Annotated in this window: 18 protein-coding genes; 9 read left to right on the forward strand and 9 right to left on the reverse strand. The window is 32.4% G+C overall.

The features are described from left to right. Positions 1–21 precede the first annotated feature (21 nt). Entirely contained in the window at positions 22–1,317 is a 1,296-nt protein-coding gene (gene tyrS / locus ACOOWA_RS10965) for a tyrosine--tRNA ligase (RefSeq protein ID WP_421375201.1), read from the reverse strand. Positions 1,318–1,495: 178 nt separating this feature from the next. Between tyrS and ACOOWA_RS10970 the strand changes: the two genes are divergently transcribed. After that, complete coding sequence (locus ACOOWA_RS10970) at positions 1,496–2,056, forward strand: RNA polymerase sigma factor (protein ID WP_421375203.1); 561 nt, start codon at positions 1,496–1,498, stop codon at positions 2,054–2,056. A gap of 152 nt (positions 2,057–2,208) precedes the next feature. Here ACOOWA_RS10970 and ACOOWA_RS10975 read toward each other — a convergent pair whose 3' ends face one another. Beyond that, positions 2,209–2,841, reverse strand: a complete 633-nt coding sequence (locus ACOOWA_RS10975) for a hypothetical protein (RefSeq protein ID WP_421375204.1) — start codon at positions 2,839–2,841, stop codon at positions 2,209–2,211. Positions 2,842–2,950: 109 nt separating this feature from the next. On the opposite strand from ACOOWA_RS10975, the gene lipA reads away from it, so the two are divergent. After that, positions 2,951–3,817 carry a lipoyl synthase gene (gene lipA / locus ACOOWA_RS10980; protein ID WP_421375206.1) on the forward strand — a complete coding sequence of 289 codons (867 nt, stop codon included), beginning with the start codon at positions 2,951–2,953 and terminating at the stop codon, positions 3,815–3,817. A 226-nt stretch (positions 3,818–4,043) separates the two neighbouring features. Here the strand turns inward: lipA and ACOOWA_RS10985 are convergent, their stop codons facing one another. Beyond that, on the reverse strand, positions 4,044–4,895 hold the full coding sequence (locus tag ACOOWA_RS10985) for an AraC family transcriptional regulator (protein ID WP_421375208.1): 852 nt from the start codon (positions 4,893–4,895) through the stop codon (positions 4,044–4,046). Positions 4,896–5,065: 170 nt separating this feature from the next. On the opposite strand from ACOOWA_RS10985, the gene ACOOWA_RS10990 reads away from it, so the two are divergent. Next, the gene (locus ACOOWA_RS10990; protein ID WP_421375210.1) at positions 5,066–6,268 is read left to right on the forward strand and encodes an MFS transporter; all 1,203 of its coding nucleotides are present in this window, start codon (positions 5,066–5,068) and stop codon (positions 6,266–6,268) included. A gap of 37 nt (positions 6,269–6,305) precedes the next feature. On the opposite strand, the gene ACOOWA_RS10995 is transcribed toward ACOOWA_RS10990, so the two are convergent. Further along, a complete protein-coding gene (locus ACOOWA_RS10995; protein WP_421375211.1) occupies positions 6,306–6,686 on the reverse strand; it encodes an STAS/SEC14 domain-containing protein in 381 nt (126 codons plus the stop codon). Positions 6,687–6,798: 112 nt separating this feature from the next. Here ACOOWA_RS10995 and ACOOWA_RS11000 point away from each other — a divergent pair, with 112 nt between their 5' ends. Further along, complete coding sequence (locus ACOOWA_RS11000) at positions 6,799–8,004, forward strand: NAD(P)/FAD-dependent oxidoreductase (RefSeq protein ID WP_421375212.1); 1,206 nt, start codon at positions 6,799–6,801, stop codon at positions 8,002–8,004. Between the two features lie 263 nt (positions 8,005–8,267). Here ACOOWA_RS11000 and ACOOWA_RS11005 read toward each other — a convergent pair whose 3' ends face one another. The 3 genes from ACOOWA_RS11005 to ACOOWA_RS11015 form a co-directional block, all read right to left on the reverse strand. Continuing rightward, positions 8,268–9,458: a vWA domain-containing protein gene (locus tag ACOOWA_RS11005; RefSeq protein WP_421375213.1), complete on the reverse strand. Its 1,191-nt coding sequence runs from the start codon at positions 9,456–9,458 to the stop codon at positions 8,268–8,270. 137 nt (positions 9,459–9,595) lie between these two features. Next, complete coding sequence (locus ACOOWA_RS11010; protein WP_421375214.1) at positions 9,596–11,185, reverse strand: DUF4139 domain-containing protein; 1,590 nt, start codon at positions 11,183–11,185, stop codon at positions 9,596–9,598. 317 nt (positions 11,186–11,502) lie between these two features. Further along, positions 11,503–12,177, reverse strand: coding sequence for an SIMPL domain-containing protein (locus ACOOWA_RS11015; RefSeq protein WP_421375215.1), 675 nt, complete (start codon positions 12,175–12,177; stop codon positions 11,503–11,505). A 269-nt stretch (positions 12,178–12,446) separates the two neighbouring features. Here ACOOWA_RS11015 and ACOOWA_RS11020 point away from each other — a divergent pair, with 269 nt between their 5' ends. Beyond that, positions 12,447–12,665 (forward strand): hypothetical protein, encoded by a 219-nt coding sequence (locus tag ACOOWA_RS11020; protein WP_421375217.1) that lies wholly within the window; start codon positions 12,447–12,449, stop codon positions 12,663–12,665. Beyond that, on the forward strand, positions 12,655–12,951 hold the full coding sequence (locus ACOOWA_RS11025) for a type II toxin-antitoxin system RelE/ParE family toxin (RefSeq protein ID WP_421375219.1): 297 nt from the start codon (positions 12,655–12,657) through the stop codon (positions 12,949–12,951). Before ACOOWA_RS11020 ends, ACOOWA_RS11025 begins: the two co-directional genes overlap by 11 nt. 157 nt (positions 12,952–13,108) lie before the next feature. Here ACOOWA_RS11025 and ACOOWA_RS11030 read toward each other — a convergent pair whose 3' ends face one another. After that, positions 13,109–14,245 (reverse strand): hypothetical protein, encoded by a 1,137-nt coding sequence (locus ACOOWA_RS11030; RefSeq protein ID WP_421375220.1) that lies wholly within the window; start codon positions 14,243–14,245, stop codon positions 13,109–13,111. An 11-nt stretch (positions 14,246–14,256) separates the two neighbouring features. After that, a complete protein-coding gene (locus ACOOWA_RS11035) occupies positions 14,257–14,832 on the reverse strand; it encodes a hypothetical protein (protein ID WP_421375222.1) in 576 nt (191 codons plus the stop codon). A 130-nt stretch (positions 14,833–14,962) separates the two neighbouring features. Between ACOOWA_RS11035 and ACOOWA_RS11040 the strand changes: the two genes are divergently transcribed. The 3 genes from ACOOWA_RS11040 to ACOOWA_RS11050 all read left to right on the forward strand — a co-directional run bounded on the left by ACOOWA_RS11040 (position 14,963) and on the right by ACOOWA_RS11050 (position 18,249). Beyond that, positions 14,963–16,750 (forward strand): tetratricopeptide repeat-containing sensor histidine kinase, encoded by a 1,788-nt coding sequence (locus ACOOWA_RS11040; RefSeq protein ID WP_421375223.1) that lies wholly within the window; start codon positions 14,963–14,965, stop codon positions 16,748–16,750. A 22-nt stretch (positions 16,751–16,772) separates the two neighbouring features. Continuing rightward, positions 16,773–17,507: a LytR/AlgR family response regulator transcription factor gene (locus ACOOWA_RS11045; RefSeq protein ID WP_421375225.1), complete on the forward strand. Its 735-nt coding sequence runs from the start codon at positions 16,773–16,775 to the stop codon at positions 17,505–17,507. Between the two features lie 202 nt (positions 17,508–17,709). After that, entirely contained in the window at positions 17,710–18,249 is a 540-nt protein-coding gene (locus tag ACOOWA_RS11050; protein WP_421375227.1) for a lipocalin family protein, read from the forward strand. Positions 18,250–18,326: the final 77 nt, after the last annotated feature.

Raw genomic sequence — 18,326 nt, forward strand, 5'->3', positions numbered from 1 at the left:
TTCTTGTATTTAAAATAAAAATTAAATTACTTTAACAATGAAGTAACTTTTCTTCCCTTTTTGAAGTAATAAAAATTTACCGTCAATCAAATCACTTTCATTAGCAGTATAATCTTCAGCGATTTTTTCTTTATTCACAGATATTGAATTTCCCTTCAATTCTCTTGTAGCCTCACTTTTTGATTTTAAAAACCCTGATTTTTCAGAAAGTAAATCAACAATATTAATTTCTAAAACGTCACCTTTTGAAACTTCTTTCTGAGGAACTCCATCAAAAATTTCTAAGAAAATTTCTTCATCAAGACATACTAAATCTTCCGCTGTAGATTTTCCGAAAAGAATTTGTGAAGCTTTCAATGCTCTTTCGTATTCTTCTCTTCCGTGAACCCAAACTGTTACTTCTTCAGCCAGTTTTTTCTGTAGTTTTCTTTCGTGTGGTGCAGTTTGATGTTCTTCAATTAAAGCTTCGATTTCTTCTTTTCCTAAAAAAGTATAAAATTTAATAAATCTTTCAGCATCAGAATCAGTTGCATTTAACCAAAATTGGTAAAATTTATAAGGGGATGTTTTCTTTTTGTCTAACCAATAATTTTCTCCGCTTTCAGACTTTCCGAATTTAGAGCCATCTGCTTTTGTAATCAGAGGAACTGTTAAAGCAAATGCTTCTCCTTGCGCTTTTCTACGGATCAATTCTGTTCCGGTTGTAATATTTCCCCATTGATCAGAACCTCCCATCTGAAGTCTTACATTATTGTTTTGGTATAAATGAAGAAAGTCATATCCCTGAATTAATTGATACGTGAATTCTGTAAAACTCATTCCGTCAACACCCGCTTCTCCGGAAAGTCTTTTCTTCACCGAATCTTTTGCCATCATATAATTAACGGTAATGTTTTTCCCAACATTTTTCGCAAAATCAAGGAATGAAATTTTTTTCATCCAATCGTAATTGTTTACCAGCTCGGCATTGTTGGTTTCATTACCCTCAAAATTCAAAAATCTCGAAAGCTGGTTTTTCAGACATTCTACATAATGTAAAAGTGTTTCTTCATCCAAAAGATTTCTCTCTGCAGATTTTCCTGAAGGATCACCAATCATTCCCGTCGCACCGCCAACCAAAGCAATCGGTTTGTGACCGTGTTGCTGAAAATGAGCCAAAATTTTAATCTGAATAAGACTTCCGATGTGCAAAGAATCTGCGGTAGGATCGAAACCGATATAGGCAGTCGTCATTTCCTTATTCAGTTGTTCGTCTGTTCCGGGCATCATGTCAGAAAAAAGACCACGCCATTTTAATTCTTCTATAAAGGAATTCATTATTTTTTTCAGTTTAAAATTTAAGGTGCAAAGATAATAATTTCGTGCGAGTTCTGAATTGGGTTTTGAGTTCTGGGTTTCGAGATTCAAGATTATTCAGTCATAGTTTATTTTCAAAGTTATAAACTTCCAGCACCCATCTTCTAACTTCCAGCTATTATCATTATATTTGTTACTAATGAAAGACGAGCAATTATTTCCTCTCATCCAGAAAGCAAAGGAAAAAGATCAGAAAGCACAGACCAAACTCATCAATGTTTTTTGGGTAGATGTTTTTTCATTTGTGATGAAAAAAGTTCGTGATGAAAATGATGCAGATGAAATTACTGTAAATGTTTTTTCAAAAGTTTTGTCGAAACTCGATATGTATGACCCGCATTTTCAGTTTAAAACCTGGGTTTTAACCATTGCTCAGAATACTATTATCGATTTTTGGAGAAAAAAAGCAAGGGAAAATCAGGACCCGACCGAAAATTTAGATGAAGTAAAAAATCAGTTTGCAAAATCTCCGGAAGAACTCATGATTTCTGATGAAGAGCAAAATAAAATTATCAAAACAATCGAATCTCTGGATGCTAATTATCAGGATATTATTAAATTACGATTCTTCGAGGAAAAAAGCATTAAAGAAATCGCGGAAGAATTAGGGATTTCCGTTGCCAATACGAAAGTTCGTGTAATGCGCGCCAAAAAAGTTTTAGCAGAGTTGTTGAAGAACAACGAATTTGAGGATAATTAATTATTAAAATAAAAGAAAATCCCTGTTTATCATCCTGAAAGGATCTAAGCGATAATCTGTTCATACTTTTCTCTAGTTTTAATAATAGATTTAGATTCTTCTTTCGTCCGAATAACAATCTTTGCTGTTAATATAATTTAAAATTTAGAAAATTATAAATAAACTGTTTCTTTGGTTTTTGGCAGAACAATTTTTCTTTGTTTATCGAGATTTCTGTTTTGAAGATTAATTTTCAACCCTTTTTTTATAAAAGTTTCTTTTTTAGATGTTCCGTATTCTTTGGTGTTATCAACTTCTTTTTCAAAAATTAATTGTCCGGTAGATAAATTAAAATCAATATCTGTAAAATATTCTTCAGGTTTTCCGCTGCTTGATGAATAGCCGATTAATTCAAAATGTCCGTCCTGAAATCTATATTTGTCAGTATATCCCCATTTCCAGCTGCTTCCTCCGGCTTGAGTAATTTCTAGAATTCCATTTTTTATTTCTGTACTTTGATAAGGATCGCCCATCATGCCGCCATCATTGCTTTTCAGAATAGCATTTCTTGACTTTTCTAAAATTGTCCATTTTCCGTTCGTTTTTTTGAGTATCTGTAGTTCACGGATATTTCCGTACTCAGTTGTATCTTTAGTATTGTAAATAATTACTTTTTCCGGGATTTTATCACCATCAAGATCTCCGTCAACGGTTTCAATAATTGTAGATCCTGCTGGTTGAAATTCTTTTTGAGCATAGGAAAGTGTACTGAAAATAATACACAGAAAGCAAATTATTGTTTTCATAAAATATTTTTTGGATTTTAAAATTACAAAATTATACGTTTCATCAATAGCCGTCTTTGATTGTTTCGATAAAAAATTCACTAACTTTGAACCTCAATTTCAGAAATAAATGGAGAATTTAGTTCAAGATACTACCGTTCAAAAACCAAAATGGATTCGTGTAAAACTTCCTACCGGAAAAAATTACAGAGAATTGAGAACTTTGGTTGATAAATATAAATTAAATACAATTTGCCAAAGCGGAAGCTGCCCGAATATGGGGGAATGTTGGGGAGAAGGAACAGCAACTTTCATGATTTTAGGAAATATCTGTACAAGAAGCTGTGGATTTTGCGGTGTAAAAACCGGAAAACCGATGGATGTTAACTGGGACGAACCTGAAAAAGTGGCACGTTCCATCAAATTAATGAAAATCAAACACGCCGTTTTAACTTCGGTTGACCGTGACGATTTGAAAGATATGGGTTCTATTCTTTGGGGCGAAACAGTGAATGCTGTAAGAAGAATCTCACCTGGAACTACGATGGAAACATTGATTCCTGATTTTCAGGGAATAACAAAACATCTTGACAGAATGGTGGATGTTGCTCCGGAAGTAATTTCTCACAATATGGAAACCGTAAAACGTCTGACAAGAGAAGTGAGAATTCAGGCAAAGTATGAAAGAAGTCTTGAAGTTTTAAGATATTTGAAAGAAGCCGGACAAAACAGAACCAAAACAGGATTAATGCTTGGTTTAGGCGAAGAGAAACATGAAGTTTTCCAAACAATAGAAGATATCAGAAATGCCAATGTCGATGTCATTACAATGGGTCAATATTTACAGCCCACGAAAAAACATCTTCCTGTAAAGAAGTTTATTACTCCGGAAGAGTTTGAAGAATTTGGAGACTTTGCAAGAAGTTTAGGTTTCAGACACGTTGAAAGCTCGCCTTTAGTACGAAGTTCTTATCACGCAGAGAAACATATTCACTAAAATATCAATCGCTTCAAATTTTTGATGCGATTTTTTATTTATATCGAAATAGTTACCATGTAGTTTGTCATTCCGGTAGGAATCTAAACAACTTTATTAGAGATAAAATTTTAGTATAGATTCCTACCTGAATAACAAACTCGGTGTTTTGATGCTGTTTGAAAGATTTGATTAGAAAGAAAAGCATAAAAATCTGTGTAAATCTGTGAAATCAGAGGGAGAAAACTTATTCAACCTTACTCAAATGTTTTTTCTTAAAAGCGGAAGGAGTTTCACCAATATATTTTTTGAATAATTTATTAAAATAAGAAAGACTTTCAAAACCTACCTGAAAGCAAACATCCGTTACACATTCATTTTGCAGAAGAAATAATTTTGCCTGATTGATTCTGTAATTATTCACAAAATCGGTGAACGTCATATTGGTTTGCTTTTTGAAATAACGGCAGAAAGCAGGAGTGCTTAAGCTTACATTTTCAGCGATAGTATTGACATTCGGGCTTTTGTCATAGTTTTCATGAATATAATCGTAAATGGTTCCCATCCTGATTTTATCATTCAAAAACCACTTTATTCTGGTGTCTTCAGAATTAAGTTCTTTCACTTCATCTGAATTTGCCAGTATCTGTAAAATTTCAATTAGACCCATAAAAGAAGCGAACGAATTTTCATTTTTTATCTGATGAAGTTTTTCAACAACAATTTTTTTTGCCTCTCCTGAAAATGATAATCCAAGATAGGAACGTTCTAATAATTTTTTTATAGAATCGAATTCGGGAACGGGGAAAACAAGTTCGTTGAGAAAATTTTCCCGCATTTGCAAAACCAATTGCTTGCATTCTGTCTGAATTTTATAATCAAAATTTAGATGAGGAACATTAGAGCCAATTAATAAGAGCTCACTGTCTTTAAAATCTGAAATATTTTTCCCGACGTGACGTATGCCTTTACAGGCTTCTACATAAACAAGCTCTATTTCTGGATGATAATGCCAGAAAAAACAATCTTTTAATGAAGGTGAAAACAACTTGAAAGATTTACCTTCTTCAAAATCAATAATTTCTTTCTGAATTTTCATTAGGTTCTATTTTGATTAATATTAAGTTTAAATTGAATTAAAAAAGTTAATACAGAGCAAAAATAAGTCATTTCTGTTAAAGTTTAAATGATTATTTCTATCGAATTTTGTGCTTTCAAAATGATTAGTAGATAATTGCTTGAATTACATTTATTTTTAAAGAATATACAATGCAGATTGATAAAAGAATTATTCCGCTTGCGATTGGCGGTTTGGGAATAGGAACAACGGAATTTACCATCATGGGGCTGCTTCCCGATTTGGCGAGAAGTTTACAAATCAGTATTCCGGAGGCAGGACATTTAATTTCAGCTTATGCTTTTGGAGTTGTTGTGGGAGCTCCGATTTTAATTGGATATTCGGTAAAGTTTCCGCCCAAAAAGGTTTTAATTGTTTTAATGATGATTTTTACTTTGTTTAATGCTTTATCTGCAATAGCTCCGGATTACAATTCCATGTTGATTATCCGTTTCTTATCGGGACTTCCACATGGCGCATTTTTCGGCGTAGGAACTGTAGTTGCAACGAGAATGGCAGCAAAAGGGAAGGAGGCTTTTTATATTTCCTTAATGTTTACGGGATTGACGGTTGCCAATTTGGCAATGGTTCCTTTGGTTACATATATTGGTCACGAATTTCATTGGCGATGGTATTTTGCGATTGTTGCTGTTATTGGTTTAGTTGCTTTATTATTTTTAAAAATCTGGCTTCCCGGAATGGACGCCAATCAGGATACACATTTTAAGGAAGAAATTAAATTCCTCAGAAGAAAACAGGCTTGGTTTGTTTTAGCAATTACGGCAATCGGTTTTGGCGGGCTTTTCACTTGGTTTAGTTATATTACCCCTTTAATGACGGTGGTTTCAGGAATTGCAGAAAATAATATGGCATATGTCATGATTCTTGCCGGAGCCGGGATGGTTCTTGGAAATCTTGTCGGTGGATATTTATCCGACAGATTGAGTCCTGAAAAAACCTGTATCTTATTACTTACTTTAATGTTAGTTTCTTTATCGGGCGTATTTTTCCTTTCAGAATATCAATATATTTCTTTAGGATTAACGTTTATTTGCGGTGCATTATCAATGTCTGTTGCAGCACCGATTAATATTATGATGATGAAAGCAGCTCCGAAAAGCGAAATGATGGCAGCTGCGTTTATGCAGGCCGCATTTAATATAGCCAATGCAATGGGAGCCTTCTTGGGAGGGATTCCTTTAGAAAACGGATTTTCATACAATTATCCGTCATTAGTCGGAGTTTTTATGACATTAATAGGATTAATGATCAGCGTAAGATATCTATATCTCTTTCGTACAACAAAATCTGTAGAGAAAGAAGTTTCAGCGGAATGTATAATTTCTGATAAATAAAGAAAAGAGAAGCAGTTTAGCTTCTCTTTTTTATTACTTAATCTTCAACTTCATTGCCATTTTCACACCAGTACAAAGCATTATAGAGATTTTCTTTTGGAAAAGACTTAAATTCTCCGGGCATTAAAACACTGAAAATATCGGTGAAATTTTGTACACCTTCTTTATCGGTTACTATTGCAGTACGGTTCCAGTTTGAAAGGTTTTTTAATCCTAAGAAGACATCCTGAAGCCAGGCCCCCATTGTAAAGTTACTCAAATCTGTATCTAAATAAAGAAGATAATTCAGTTCATCAAATTGTTCTACTTTACTTTTAACATAGGGAATGACAAGATTTTCAAAATCCTCTTTCGTTACATCACCTGAAGCATTGAATGCAGCTACATTTTCAGGAGCGTCATTAATAATCGTTATCATATTTTATATTTTAAATCGTTTTGGCGTAATTAATTTATCAATAATTAAACCATAAACAGAAAATATGGTATTTAAGGCGCAATTCTTGATAAGCTTTTGAAAATAATTTTCTATGGACTTGAAATCTAACGAACCTTTCTGGCTTTTGAAAAATGGCTTGATCTCTTCCTATCCTTCCCTGAAATCTGATGAAGAATGTGATGTTCTTATCATAGGAGGCGGAATTACCGGAAGTCTCATTGCCCATCAAATGATAAAAGACGGATACCAAACTATTTTAATTGATAAACGAGAAATCTGTAACGGAAGTACCTCGGCAACAACCTCTATGTTGCAGTATGAAATTGATACTCCACTGTACGAATTAATTGATATGATTGGCGAAAAAGGTGCGATAGAAAGTTATAAAGCCTGCTCAAAATCGATAGATGATCTGGAAAAAATAACCAAAGAAATAAAAGCACGGTCAGGTTTTAAAAGAAAACAATCGCTGTATTTCGCATCAAAGAAGAAAGATGCGGTTTGGCTTGAAAAGGAATATGAGGCCAGAAAAAAAGCAGGATTTGATATAACCTGGCTCGGAATTGAAGATATTGAAGAAAGATTTGGTTTCCAAAATACATATGGCGGAATTCTATCAAAGCAGGGCGCAAGTATCGATGCATTCAAATTTTCCCACGAATTACTGAGATTTAATGTGAATAAAGGTTTAAAAGTTTTCGATAAAACCGAAATGAAATCGGTTAAATATCTTCGGGATCACAATTTGGCTTTAACCAAGGATAATTTTAGTATTAAAGCCAAAAAAATTATTTATTGTGTTGGTTATGAGAGTTCAAAAATGATTAAAGAGCATTTTGTAAATCTGAAAAGTACCTATGCCATCGTTTCTGAAATCGACAGAGATCAGTTTAAAAATATGGAACAAACCTTGGTCTGGAATACGGATAAACCCTATATTTATATGCGTTCAACGGATGATGAAAGGCTTCTGATTGGTGGTGGAGACGAAGATTTTACGGATCCTGAAAAGCGAGATTTACTTTTAAACAAAAAAGAGAAAGATATTCGCAGACATTTAAAAAGAATAAAACCTGATTACCACTTTTACACCGATTTTGTCTGGGCAGGAACTTTCGGAGAAACAAAAGACGGGCTTCCGTACATCGGAACACATGACAAGTTTAAAAACTCTTATTTCGTTCTTGGTTTTGGCGGAAACGGAATTACGTTCTCGGTTACCGGAATGGAAATGTCTTCCGCATTCATGAAAAACAAGCAACATCAACTTTCGGAATATTTTAAATTTGGCAGATGATATAAAATTTTATTTTTTCAGTACTAATAAATTGAAAAGTTTCGGACTCAGCAAAAGCCGAGTCCGAAACAAAATAAACAATAGTAACACTTACATTAATCTAAAAAACTATCACTGAAGGAACTGGTGTTTGCGGTTGATTCAATTATTTTTTTATTGATAAGTTTTCATCCTGTCTTTTAGAAAATGATCTTTTCAAGCTTGGGATATTAAACCCAGAATGTTAAATAAAGAATTTCAAATCAAAAACTTCAAATCTCAAATCAAAAACTGTAACCATTTTTCTTTGCAATCTCGGCAATCGACCTCTCAATCGCTTTTCCTAAGTCATCGGAATCTGAATCTCCACGTTTTTTGGTTTCGTGATCAATAAATTCCTGTCTTTTTTTCGCTAAAACTTCAATTTTTTTCTGAATTTTTTCACGGTCTGCTGTTTTTTGAGCGACAATCTTGGTAATTTCGGCTTTGCTTTTTCCTTTTAATTCAGACGGTAATTCTTCTTCTTTCATTGATGAAATATAACCTTTGTCTTTTTCAACTCTGTCTACCAAATCCCAATGTTCATTTTTATAAGCATTTTTCTTTGATTTGCTTACTGCTCTTTCTACAGCATTTGACGCTGAAAGAGATTCTGCATTAACGTCCTGCACAGACTGTTTGCTTTTCATTTCAGAACCACGGCTTCCGTAAGAAATGTAAGTGTCATTTAATTGAGAATTATATTGTGAAATTTTCACATCATAAGGCGTTTCGATATAAATTACCTTTTGATTACTGTCGATATTAAAGAATTTTCCGTCTCCTAAATTTGCGCCGTTTTGCCAGTGCGACTGAATTCCTTCTTCACGGCTTCCACAGAAAATCGTATTGGTATAGATGTTTTTGGTTTTGGCTTTGGAAATTACATCTCTATAACTGATTTTTCCCTGATCAAAAGGTTCGTTTCCGGCAATGTAGATTAGTTTCATGCTTTTTTCGTTCCCGTCCCATTTTAGATTCGTTGATGCATCACGAATTACCGCTCCGCAATATTCATTTCCACCATTGGTTCTCAGAGCGAAAAGTTTTTCGGAAACCAAATCCAGATCCTGAGTTAGCGGAGTTACCTGTCTTATGAAGTTTTCATCATTCAAACCGTCGTTTCCGTATTCATAAAGAGCAATTTCAACTTGCGGAGCTTTTCCGTTGTACTTTAAAGTAGTTAAAGTATTGACGATATTCCAAAGTCTTGATTTTGCCTGATCAATCAATCCATCCATGCTATTGGAAGTATCCAAAAGCAAGGCAACCTGAATTTTATTGTCTTTAGAAAGGTCAATTTCCGGTTTTGGAGAAATATTACTTTCTACAATTTCTCTCTCGTTATTTTTGCTGCAACGATTATCTGAAATTTTTCCTGCGCTCAAAAAAGCAATTACGCTTGCTGTTACTGTTAAAACTTTTAAGGTGTTCATATTGTATGTTTTTTTAATGATTTTATTTTTTGTTATAAGTTGCGAGACCCGGGTTAAGAGATTTGAACTACAATACAGTTTTAAATTTTAAATCTTGAATTGTGAAACCCAAACCTCGAACCTCGCATCCCGAAAAACTACCTGCTGTAATACTGAATCTGCATTTCCTTCGGATATTTCACTTCGTAAGAAAAGTTGATTTTTTCTGTATTTCCGCTGTTAATTTTTCTGTTCCAAAGGATGCTTCCTGTTTTAGCATCAAATTCTCCGTTGTCAATGCTCAGAGTCTTTACCGTGATTTTCTGATTTTCACTTAACGGAATCTGGTCTAAAATTTCCAGTTCGATACTTTCTTTTGTATTGTTTCTGATGGAAATTTCATAAGATTCTGTTTCGGATTTTGTGATTGATTTTTGCCCGGTTTTATCTTCAAGTTTAGTGCGTTTTACCACAATTCTTTCATCAACGCCGAGCGAAATCGGGAATTCGTCTTTTACATAATTGCTTGTAATATTGGTTTTACCGATATAGTTATCTTCAAAATAAATATTTGCTTCGCCGGAAATAAGATTCAAATTCTGCCAGTTTTTCACAAAAGCCATCAAGAAAACCTGATTGTTAAGTTTAGGAACTGTATGATATTTATAAGTGGATTCTATATTTTTCTTGTCTAAAATCACATACTGCTCTTTTTCCTGACTGACAATAGTTTGATTGTAATTCAATTCATACAAAATATTCATCTGATTATCAGAAACCGTAGCCACAGGAATCTGGCTTGTTGCAGAAACTTCCGCTCTCATCTGATAAGAATTTGAAAGATTAGCTTTCTCTTTTTTTGCATATCCCAAAACCACATCCTCATTATTGTAAGCTCGATATTCTGCAACATAAAGTGGCGATAAGATCGGTCTGTTTTGATTGTAAGAAGGTTTGTAAGTAGACACAAAAAGTTTGATATTGTTCCAATCCTGTCCGGTTTTTTGATAGATTTTTCCTTTATAAACAATTTCCAATGGTTTTTTGGTTGATAAAGCTCTCAAATCATAAGACGGTACCCAACCTGCATTAGAAACGATATAACTTATTCCGAGATTCAAATTCATTTCATTTTCGGCCAAAATTTCAAGAATCAGTTCTTTTCTGATGATGTTTTTGTGGGTCTGTACATCGGCAAACTGTTTGTTGATTTTTGTAATGCTTTCGTCGAATACTGATTTTTGTCCGTTCAGAAGAAAAACCTGATTATCGATTTCCAGCATTCTTTTTCTGTAAAATTTTGTCAGTTTTATGAGCTGTTCTTGTGGCGTTGATCTGTCATTGGTTGAAACTTTCAGATTGTCATTAATGATATTTTGTTCGCCCGTGAGATTTTTAATCTGAATATTTAACACATCCACCTGTCTCTGAAATTTTTTTCTTTCATCATCCAGTTTTTTTTCGGCATCAGTCATTTCATCATTTTTTAAAGGACTGTTTTGCGGCGTTATTGATAAAAGTGTTGTGTTTTTTTCAAGATTAATTTTGTACGTGTTTTCATCTAAATCATTTGGGAGATTAATGATTTTTACCGTGTTTTTTCCTTTTTGAAGAGTAACATTCGTACTTCCGAAAACTTTGGCTCCCTGCAGAAATACAGTTGCCTGTTTTACATCGATTTCTTTTCTGATTTCCTGAGATTTAAAAAATGAAAGCGAAAAAATTAAGATTAAAATTGAGTGTCGCATTGTTATTATTTTAAAATTCTACAGTAAAATTACCCTGATTTTAAGGCTGAAATCTGAAGACTTGGTGAACTGATGCTTTCACTTGGTGAATTTTTTTACAGCAAAAAAAGACAGCCATTTCTGACTGTCGTTGTGTGAGGTTTTACCGCAAAAGAAACAAAAGATTAATCCAGTTTCAGTTGCTCGAAAGTTTCACATCATTTGCGCTCAATGAATTTTCTGCATTTTGTAAACTTTTTGAAATTTTTTTCCCCCATAATTTCTTATAATTCTTTTGCGGTAAAAATTTTTTGTGAATTTATTATCTTCTCAATCTATTAAAGAATTTCGTATTTTGCTTTAATGCTGTATTTCAGCTTTATATTTTCGATGTTATCGAAAGAATACTCTAAATTTTGGTCGGCTGCTTCCATTTGTACATTCGCCATTTTACCTCTGTAAGCAACCGGCATTATTGAATCGCTCATGTAATCTTCAATTTCTGTAATCTCCATCGCATCTCCCGTTTTTTTGTTGATGCTTCCCAAAAGATAATCTGCTTTTTCTTTTGCAGCTTTTAAAGCATTGATTTTTACCGTTTTTCTGAAATCTGCAATTTTTGTGTTTTTAATTTCTGCGATGTTCAGATTGCTTACCCATTTTTGGTTTAGATCTTCAAAAAGCTTACTTACATTGGTTTTGGCATTCACTTTAAATTGAAAACTCTTAGTAAACTTAGTTGTCTTAGAATACAAATTCTGGTACATCGATTTGAATTTAATGTCTTCGTTTTTAACGCCATTGTTTTTCAAAGTTTCAAACAAAAGTTTTTCACTGTCTGCCAATTGATTCTTGTTGTCGGCTTTTATTCCGATGTTGAAAATAATTTCATCCGGCTCTACTTCCATTTCGGCAACTCCGGTTACTTCAATTGCGTTTTTTTTCATTTCTTGTGCATTCACCAAACTTCCTGCTGCAAAAATCCCTGCTAATAAAAGGTGTTTCAGTTTCATAATGTAATTATTTATTGTTTTTGTTTGTCATATGCAATCGCTTTTGCGATTTCATAATGTAATTATTTATTGTTTAAATTTCTAAAGTAAAATTACCACAATTAGAAACTGAGCTGTTGAATACTTGGTGAATAGAGGTTTTCACTTGGTGAGTGTCTTTACAGTTATCAGATTTTTGGATGCATATTTGTTTTTAAAAATATTTACCTATTTTTGTCTAAACAATTCATTTCTAGAGGTTTTGATTATCTGATTTAAATTTATAAAAAATGAGCACCTACAATGTTTCTATTCCTGATGATAAAAATTCTTTTTTTGTTGAGTTTCTGGAGCTCATAGGAGCGCAGTACAAAAAGGAAAATGATGATTTTTTTGAACTTTCTGATGAACAAAAAAATATTTTAGACAGCCAGAATAATTTCGATATTTCTGAATTTCAGGATAATGAAGAATTTTTAGCTGAACTTAAAAAAGAATATGGCTTATAAAACAATTATTTCTCCTATTGCCAAAGCTAATATCAAAGAAATTGTTGCCTACTACAAGAAAATTGCGTCACTGAAAATTGCTCAGAATTTCTTAAAAGACTATGAATTTACTTTAAGAAAAATCCAGAGAAACCCATTCTTTCAGATCTATTACAAAGATTTTAGAGGATTAACTTTAAAAAAATATCCTTTTATAATTTTCTATCAGGTTGATGAACATAAAAAACTAATTCTTGTAAAGGCAGTATTTAACGCCATGCAAGATGTCGGCAAACGCCCATCGTAAAAAACAATATTTACAAACTGATTTTAGATAACATATAATTTAAAGCTACTATAATTATTTAGTAATATTCAAATCCCTCATGTCACAGTTCGGAATTATTAGAAACTTAAATTTTAAATTCTTGGTGAACTGAGGTTTTGACTTGGTAAAAGAAATCTCAGTCAACCAAAACATGAAAGCTGTCCTGTAATGCATTCATATTTTTATACTGAACAGGTTTAGCATTCATTGTCTGATTATTCAATAAGAAAGTAACAGAATTGTCTTTATTTTTAATTAATAGATGTTTAGAAATATTGTGTCGAGAATCTTCAAGAATAATTTGATTATCAAAAGAAATGTCATAATGAAAAGCGGTCATTTTTTCTGAAGATTTTTCCATGAAAATCAAATATTGATCTTTATGGAAGAACAGATAGTTGTATGGATTTTCCAGAGAAGTCACTTCATAAACTCCGGTAAATTGCTTTGAATTATCGTTTGCTTCTTGTTGAAAATAAGGCATTCCAATTTTTACCAATATAATTCCTGCAATTAAAATCTTTATAAAAGTTTTATAAGGCAGAAAAGAAGTTTGATTAAGAAAAGTTTTTTTCGGAAAATCAATAATTTTCAAAATAAATTTCCATCCGTTTTTTCTAACCAGAAAAATACTCATGAATAGTAAAATCAATGAAAAGAATTTCACAGAAATATCGAAGCTAATATTGATGATTAATATTTGAGTACAACTTATTATCGCTAATAATAATCCTAAAAATCGGGAACGTCTGAACATCAAAAGAATTCCTGAAAAAAGTTCAATCGATCCGATAATCATATTGTATATTTTCGACGTTCCTATTGTACTCCAGAATAAAATGTCTTTATCTAAATTCCCCAATCTTGTAAACAGAAGATTAGCTTCCGGTTTCGGAAATTGCGCCTGGAAAATTTTATCGAAACCGTATTTAATGAGAATAATAGAAATGTAAAATACACAAACATATTCTGTGAAGATCAAAAAATGTTTAAACCATTTTTTTAATATCAGAAAACTGAAAATTATTGAAGTGACGATCAAAATAATAATTAGAATCAACATCGAGTAACTATCTGAACTGTAATCAATTCGAGTATTTTTTTTCTTCAGAAAATATTCCAGAATAAACTGAGTTAAATCTCCAAACAGAAAAGTCGTCAATTTCAACTGAAAATCATTCAGAAAACTCAACGGAAAAAAAAGGATAAACTGAATAAAAAAAACACCGCAAAAAGTAGTAGTTTTTCTTAAAAATATAGATTTGAAGTTCACAGAAATTCACTTTAATGTTTTTTTCTGTAGATAAATAAAGATCCGAAAACAGCAAACGTTAGTACAAAAAGATACGCCATTTTCTCTTTTGATGTGGATCTTTTCATTTCGGCAGTTTTAATTTTTCTCTTTGTGGAAATCGGCTTGTATTCTTTTGTTTTCTTATCGTATCTGAGAAAAACAGTACTGTCAATATCATTTTGGAAATTGTAATCTCTTTTCAGTTCTTTTTTTACATTTTCTATATTTTCCTGAGAAAAAACGGGATGATTATAAACAGTATCTCTTCCTGGATGCCATTTTTCATTCTTATTATTTCTCGTATTTTTGCAAAAATTAGAAGTTACAATTACACTCTTTTTGTCATCAATGATGATAACGCTGTCCAGTTTTGAGTTGGTTACATATCTTTCCGGTCTCATTCCGAGGTTTGAATAATTGGTGTTAAAGCGATTTTCCACAATACTTTTTTCAAAATATTCCATATCTCCGCTGTGACTTTTGTAGGAGATTAATTTGGTCTGAGCAGAAATCTGAAAATTAGAAAATATCAGAACCACAAGTAATAAAAAAGATAAATTTTTCATGAGAATTAAGTTTAAATTATACTGCAAACATACTTTCATAATTCAAGTGAAATAAGAGAAACTTGGTAAACCCGACTTTTCACTTGGTGAATAGTTTTTTGTAATCTGCAGATATGTATATCTTTGTTTTATGAAAATCATCAGGCTTTTTGCATTCGCATGTATGTTGCTTTCTGTGAATATCTTTTATTCTCAGAGCAGCAGAGATACAAAAGAAATTGTAGCCGAATCTTCAAAACTTAAAAAGGCGGTCGATAACCAAAATGAATCTGCGGAAGCCGATTCTTACTATAATATTGGGGAAACCTATTTCAACAGTGGAAACTTTTCCAAGAGTGAAGAGTATTTTATCAAATCAAAAAATATTTACGAAAAGATTAATGATAAAAAAAATCTTGAAAAAGTAACCCGGAAACTCGCCCAATCTCAGGAAAGCCAAAATAAGCTGAAAGATGCGGTTTCAAATTATGAAACGGCCTCAAAAATAGGTTATTCGAAAGCAAGCAAAAAGCTTAATTCTAATGATGTTTCCAGAGTTTCTTCATCTTCTGTAATTCAGAAAGCAGAAGCAATTCAAAGTAATATTGACATCAGCGAAAAGGAAAATAACAAGGAAGATGTTGTTCTGGGTTACAGCAGAATGGCAGAAGTAAACATTGAAAACAAAAACATTCCGAAAGCTGAAGAAAATTTGAATACAGCCTATAAAATTTCAAAAGAACAGGCTCCGCAACAGGCTTTGGCAATCAATCAGAAACTGACCGATCTGTATGTTGACAATAAAAATTTCGACAAAGCGATTGCCGCTAAAAAATCTGTTTTAAAAGAAGATTTCGTTAAAGAAAATTCTCAGAAAAAAGTTGAGCAGATTCAGGAGCTTGCAGAAATTTACATCAAGAAAAATGATCCCAAAGAAGCGATTGTTCTGTTGAAAAATGCTTACGATATTGCCTTACAGAAAGGTCACACCTTGGAAGCTCAGAAAAGTGTACAAAAACTCGACAGTCTTTATAATATTGCCGAAAATACAGATTCTTCCATAAAACTTTACCGTGATTTTTTGGGAAAATTACCCGATTTGGTCTCAAAAGACAGAAGCTTGGTTGATAATAAGATTCTTGAAGATACAGAACAGAAAATTGCTCAGCTTTTACAGGAAAAAAAACTAAAAGATGAGTTAATCAGAAAGAAAAATGTTTTTAATTACAGTCTCATTGGCGCTTTAATTATTTTAATCGGACTGATATTTTTCATTTTCAGAACCTTAAAAAAAGTTCAGATTAAAAACAAAAAAATTGCTTTGCAGTCGCTTCGTCGTGAAATGAATCCGCATTTTATTTTTAACAGCTTAAATTCTGTCAACCATTTCATTGCAACGAATAATGAGTTGGAAGCCAATCAATATTTAACTAAATTTTCAAAATTAATGCGTGGCGTGATGGAAAATTCTACAGAAGATTTTATTCCTTTTCAGCAGGAATTAGATTTATTGCAGAATTATTTAGCCTTAGAAAAAACACGTTTTGCCGATAAGTTTGATTACGAAATCGAAGTTGATGATAGTTTAAACACCCAAAGTTTAAAAGTTCCGGGAATGTTGATACAGCCTTTTCTTGAAAATGCAATCTGGCACGGCTTGAGATACAGAACCGATAAAGGGTTTTTAAGTTTAAAATTTGAAAAAAATAATGATTCTCTGAATGTTTTTATTGAAGACAACGGAATCGGAATCGAAGAAAGTAAAAAGCAAAAAACTGAACATCAAAAAAACCGTAAAGGTCGCGGCATGAAAAATACCTTAGAAAGAATCGCTTTGCTGAATAATTTGTACAGGCAAAATATTAAATGTAAAATTAATGATAAGAAAGATTCTCAAGGCGTTTTTGTAGAGATTTCTTATAAATTAATCAATAGCTAAACCTCAACTTTAATCTCAAAAGATGAAAATAAAATCTGTAATCGTAGATGATGAAAAAATTGCCAGAGAAGTTCTGAGGAATTATCTCACAAAATACTGTCCCCAAATTGAAATTTTGGGTGAAGCAGAAAACATTAAAGAAGCCGTTCCATTGATTTCTGAAACTCATCCACAACTCGTTTTTCTGGATGTAGAAATGCCTTTCGGAAATGCTTTTGATGTGTTGGAAGCTACCAAAGAATTTTCTTACGAAACTATTTTTATCACTGCTTTTTCGCAATATTCTCTGCAGGCTTTAAACAAATCTGCGAGTTACTATATTTTAAAACCCATCGATATTCAGGAACTGATTTTAGCGGTAAATAAAGTCGCTGAAAGTATTGAAAAAAAAGATGAGCTCAACCGAAATAAAATTCTTCTAGAAAATTTAAAATTAAAGCCTGAAAAGCAACAGTTGATTCTCCCGACTTTGCAAGGATTTGACGTGGTAAAAACCGAAGATATTGTACGGCTTCAGGCTGATGGAAATTTCACTCAGGTTTATCTCGCAGATGGCTCAAAGAAAATGGTTTGCCGGTTTTTGAAGCATTTTGATGACCTTTTAGAAAATCCATTTGTAAGAGTTCACCGTTCACATATCATCAATACCAGTTTCGTGAAATCTTACCATAAAAGCGGAACAGCGATGCTTTCCGATAATACGGAAATTGAAGTTTCAGGAAGTTTTAAAGAACAGTTTTTGAAAGTTTTTTCTTAAATTTTAAATGTAGAAATTATTTGAACCATAAAGATTTATTAAGTAGTTAAGTTTTTTTATGGAAAAATCCAATAGATTTTAATAAGTATTCTGTTTAAAGTGAAGCTCATCTTAACTTATCTAAAACGCTTAATAAATCTTAATGTTTTAAAATCAATAGGCATCATTTTTGAATTTTTCATCATCTACAAAGTACAGTATTATGAAAACCTTCTATAAAATAGCCATTCCCGTTTCTTTGGGAATTTTAAGTTTTACCATCCTAAACTCCTGTTCGGTAGGAATTCCGAAAGGTGCAACTGCGGTAACTGATTTTAATTCAGATAAATATCTGGGAAAATGGTATGAAATTGCACGTTTTGATTATAAATTTGAGAAAAATATGGATAATGTAACGGCAAATTATTCATTAAATTCAGATGGAACAATCAAGGTTCAGAACCGAGGATATAATTACGTTAAAAAAGAATGGAAAGAGTCGATTGGGGAAGCAAAATTTGTTAATGATAAATCAGAAGCGAGACTGAAAGTTTCATTTTTTAAACCCTTTTGGGCAGGTTATAATGTAATTGAGATTGATGACGATTATCAAAACGCTTTAGTGGTGGGTAACAGCACGAAATATATTTGGATTTTATCTAGGAATAAAGAAATTCCAAATAGCATAAAAGAAAGATTTTTAGCAAAAGCTCAGAAGTTAGGGTATAATACAGGCAATTTGATTTGGGTAAAACATGATTAATTGTCATTGCAAATTGCATAGAAAAAAGGTAATCTTTTAATAAGAATTTAAATACTAAACCTCACAGGTTTTTAAAA

This window comes from Chryseobacterium sp. GP-SGM7 (assembly GCF_049166575.1).
Taxonomy (GTDB): domain Bacteria; phylum Bacteroidota; class Bacteroidia; order Flavobacteriales; family Weeksellaceae; genus Chryseobacterium.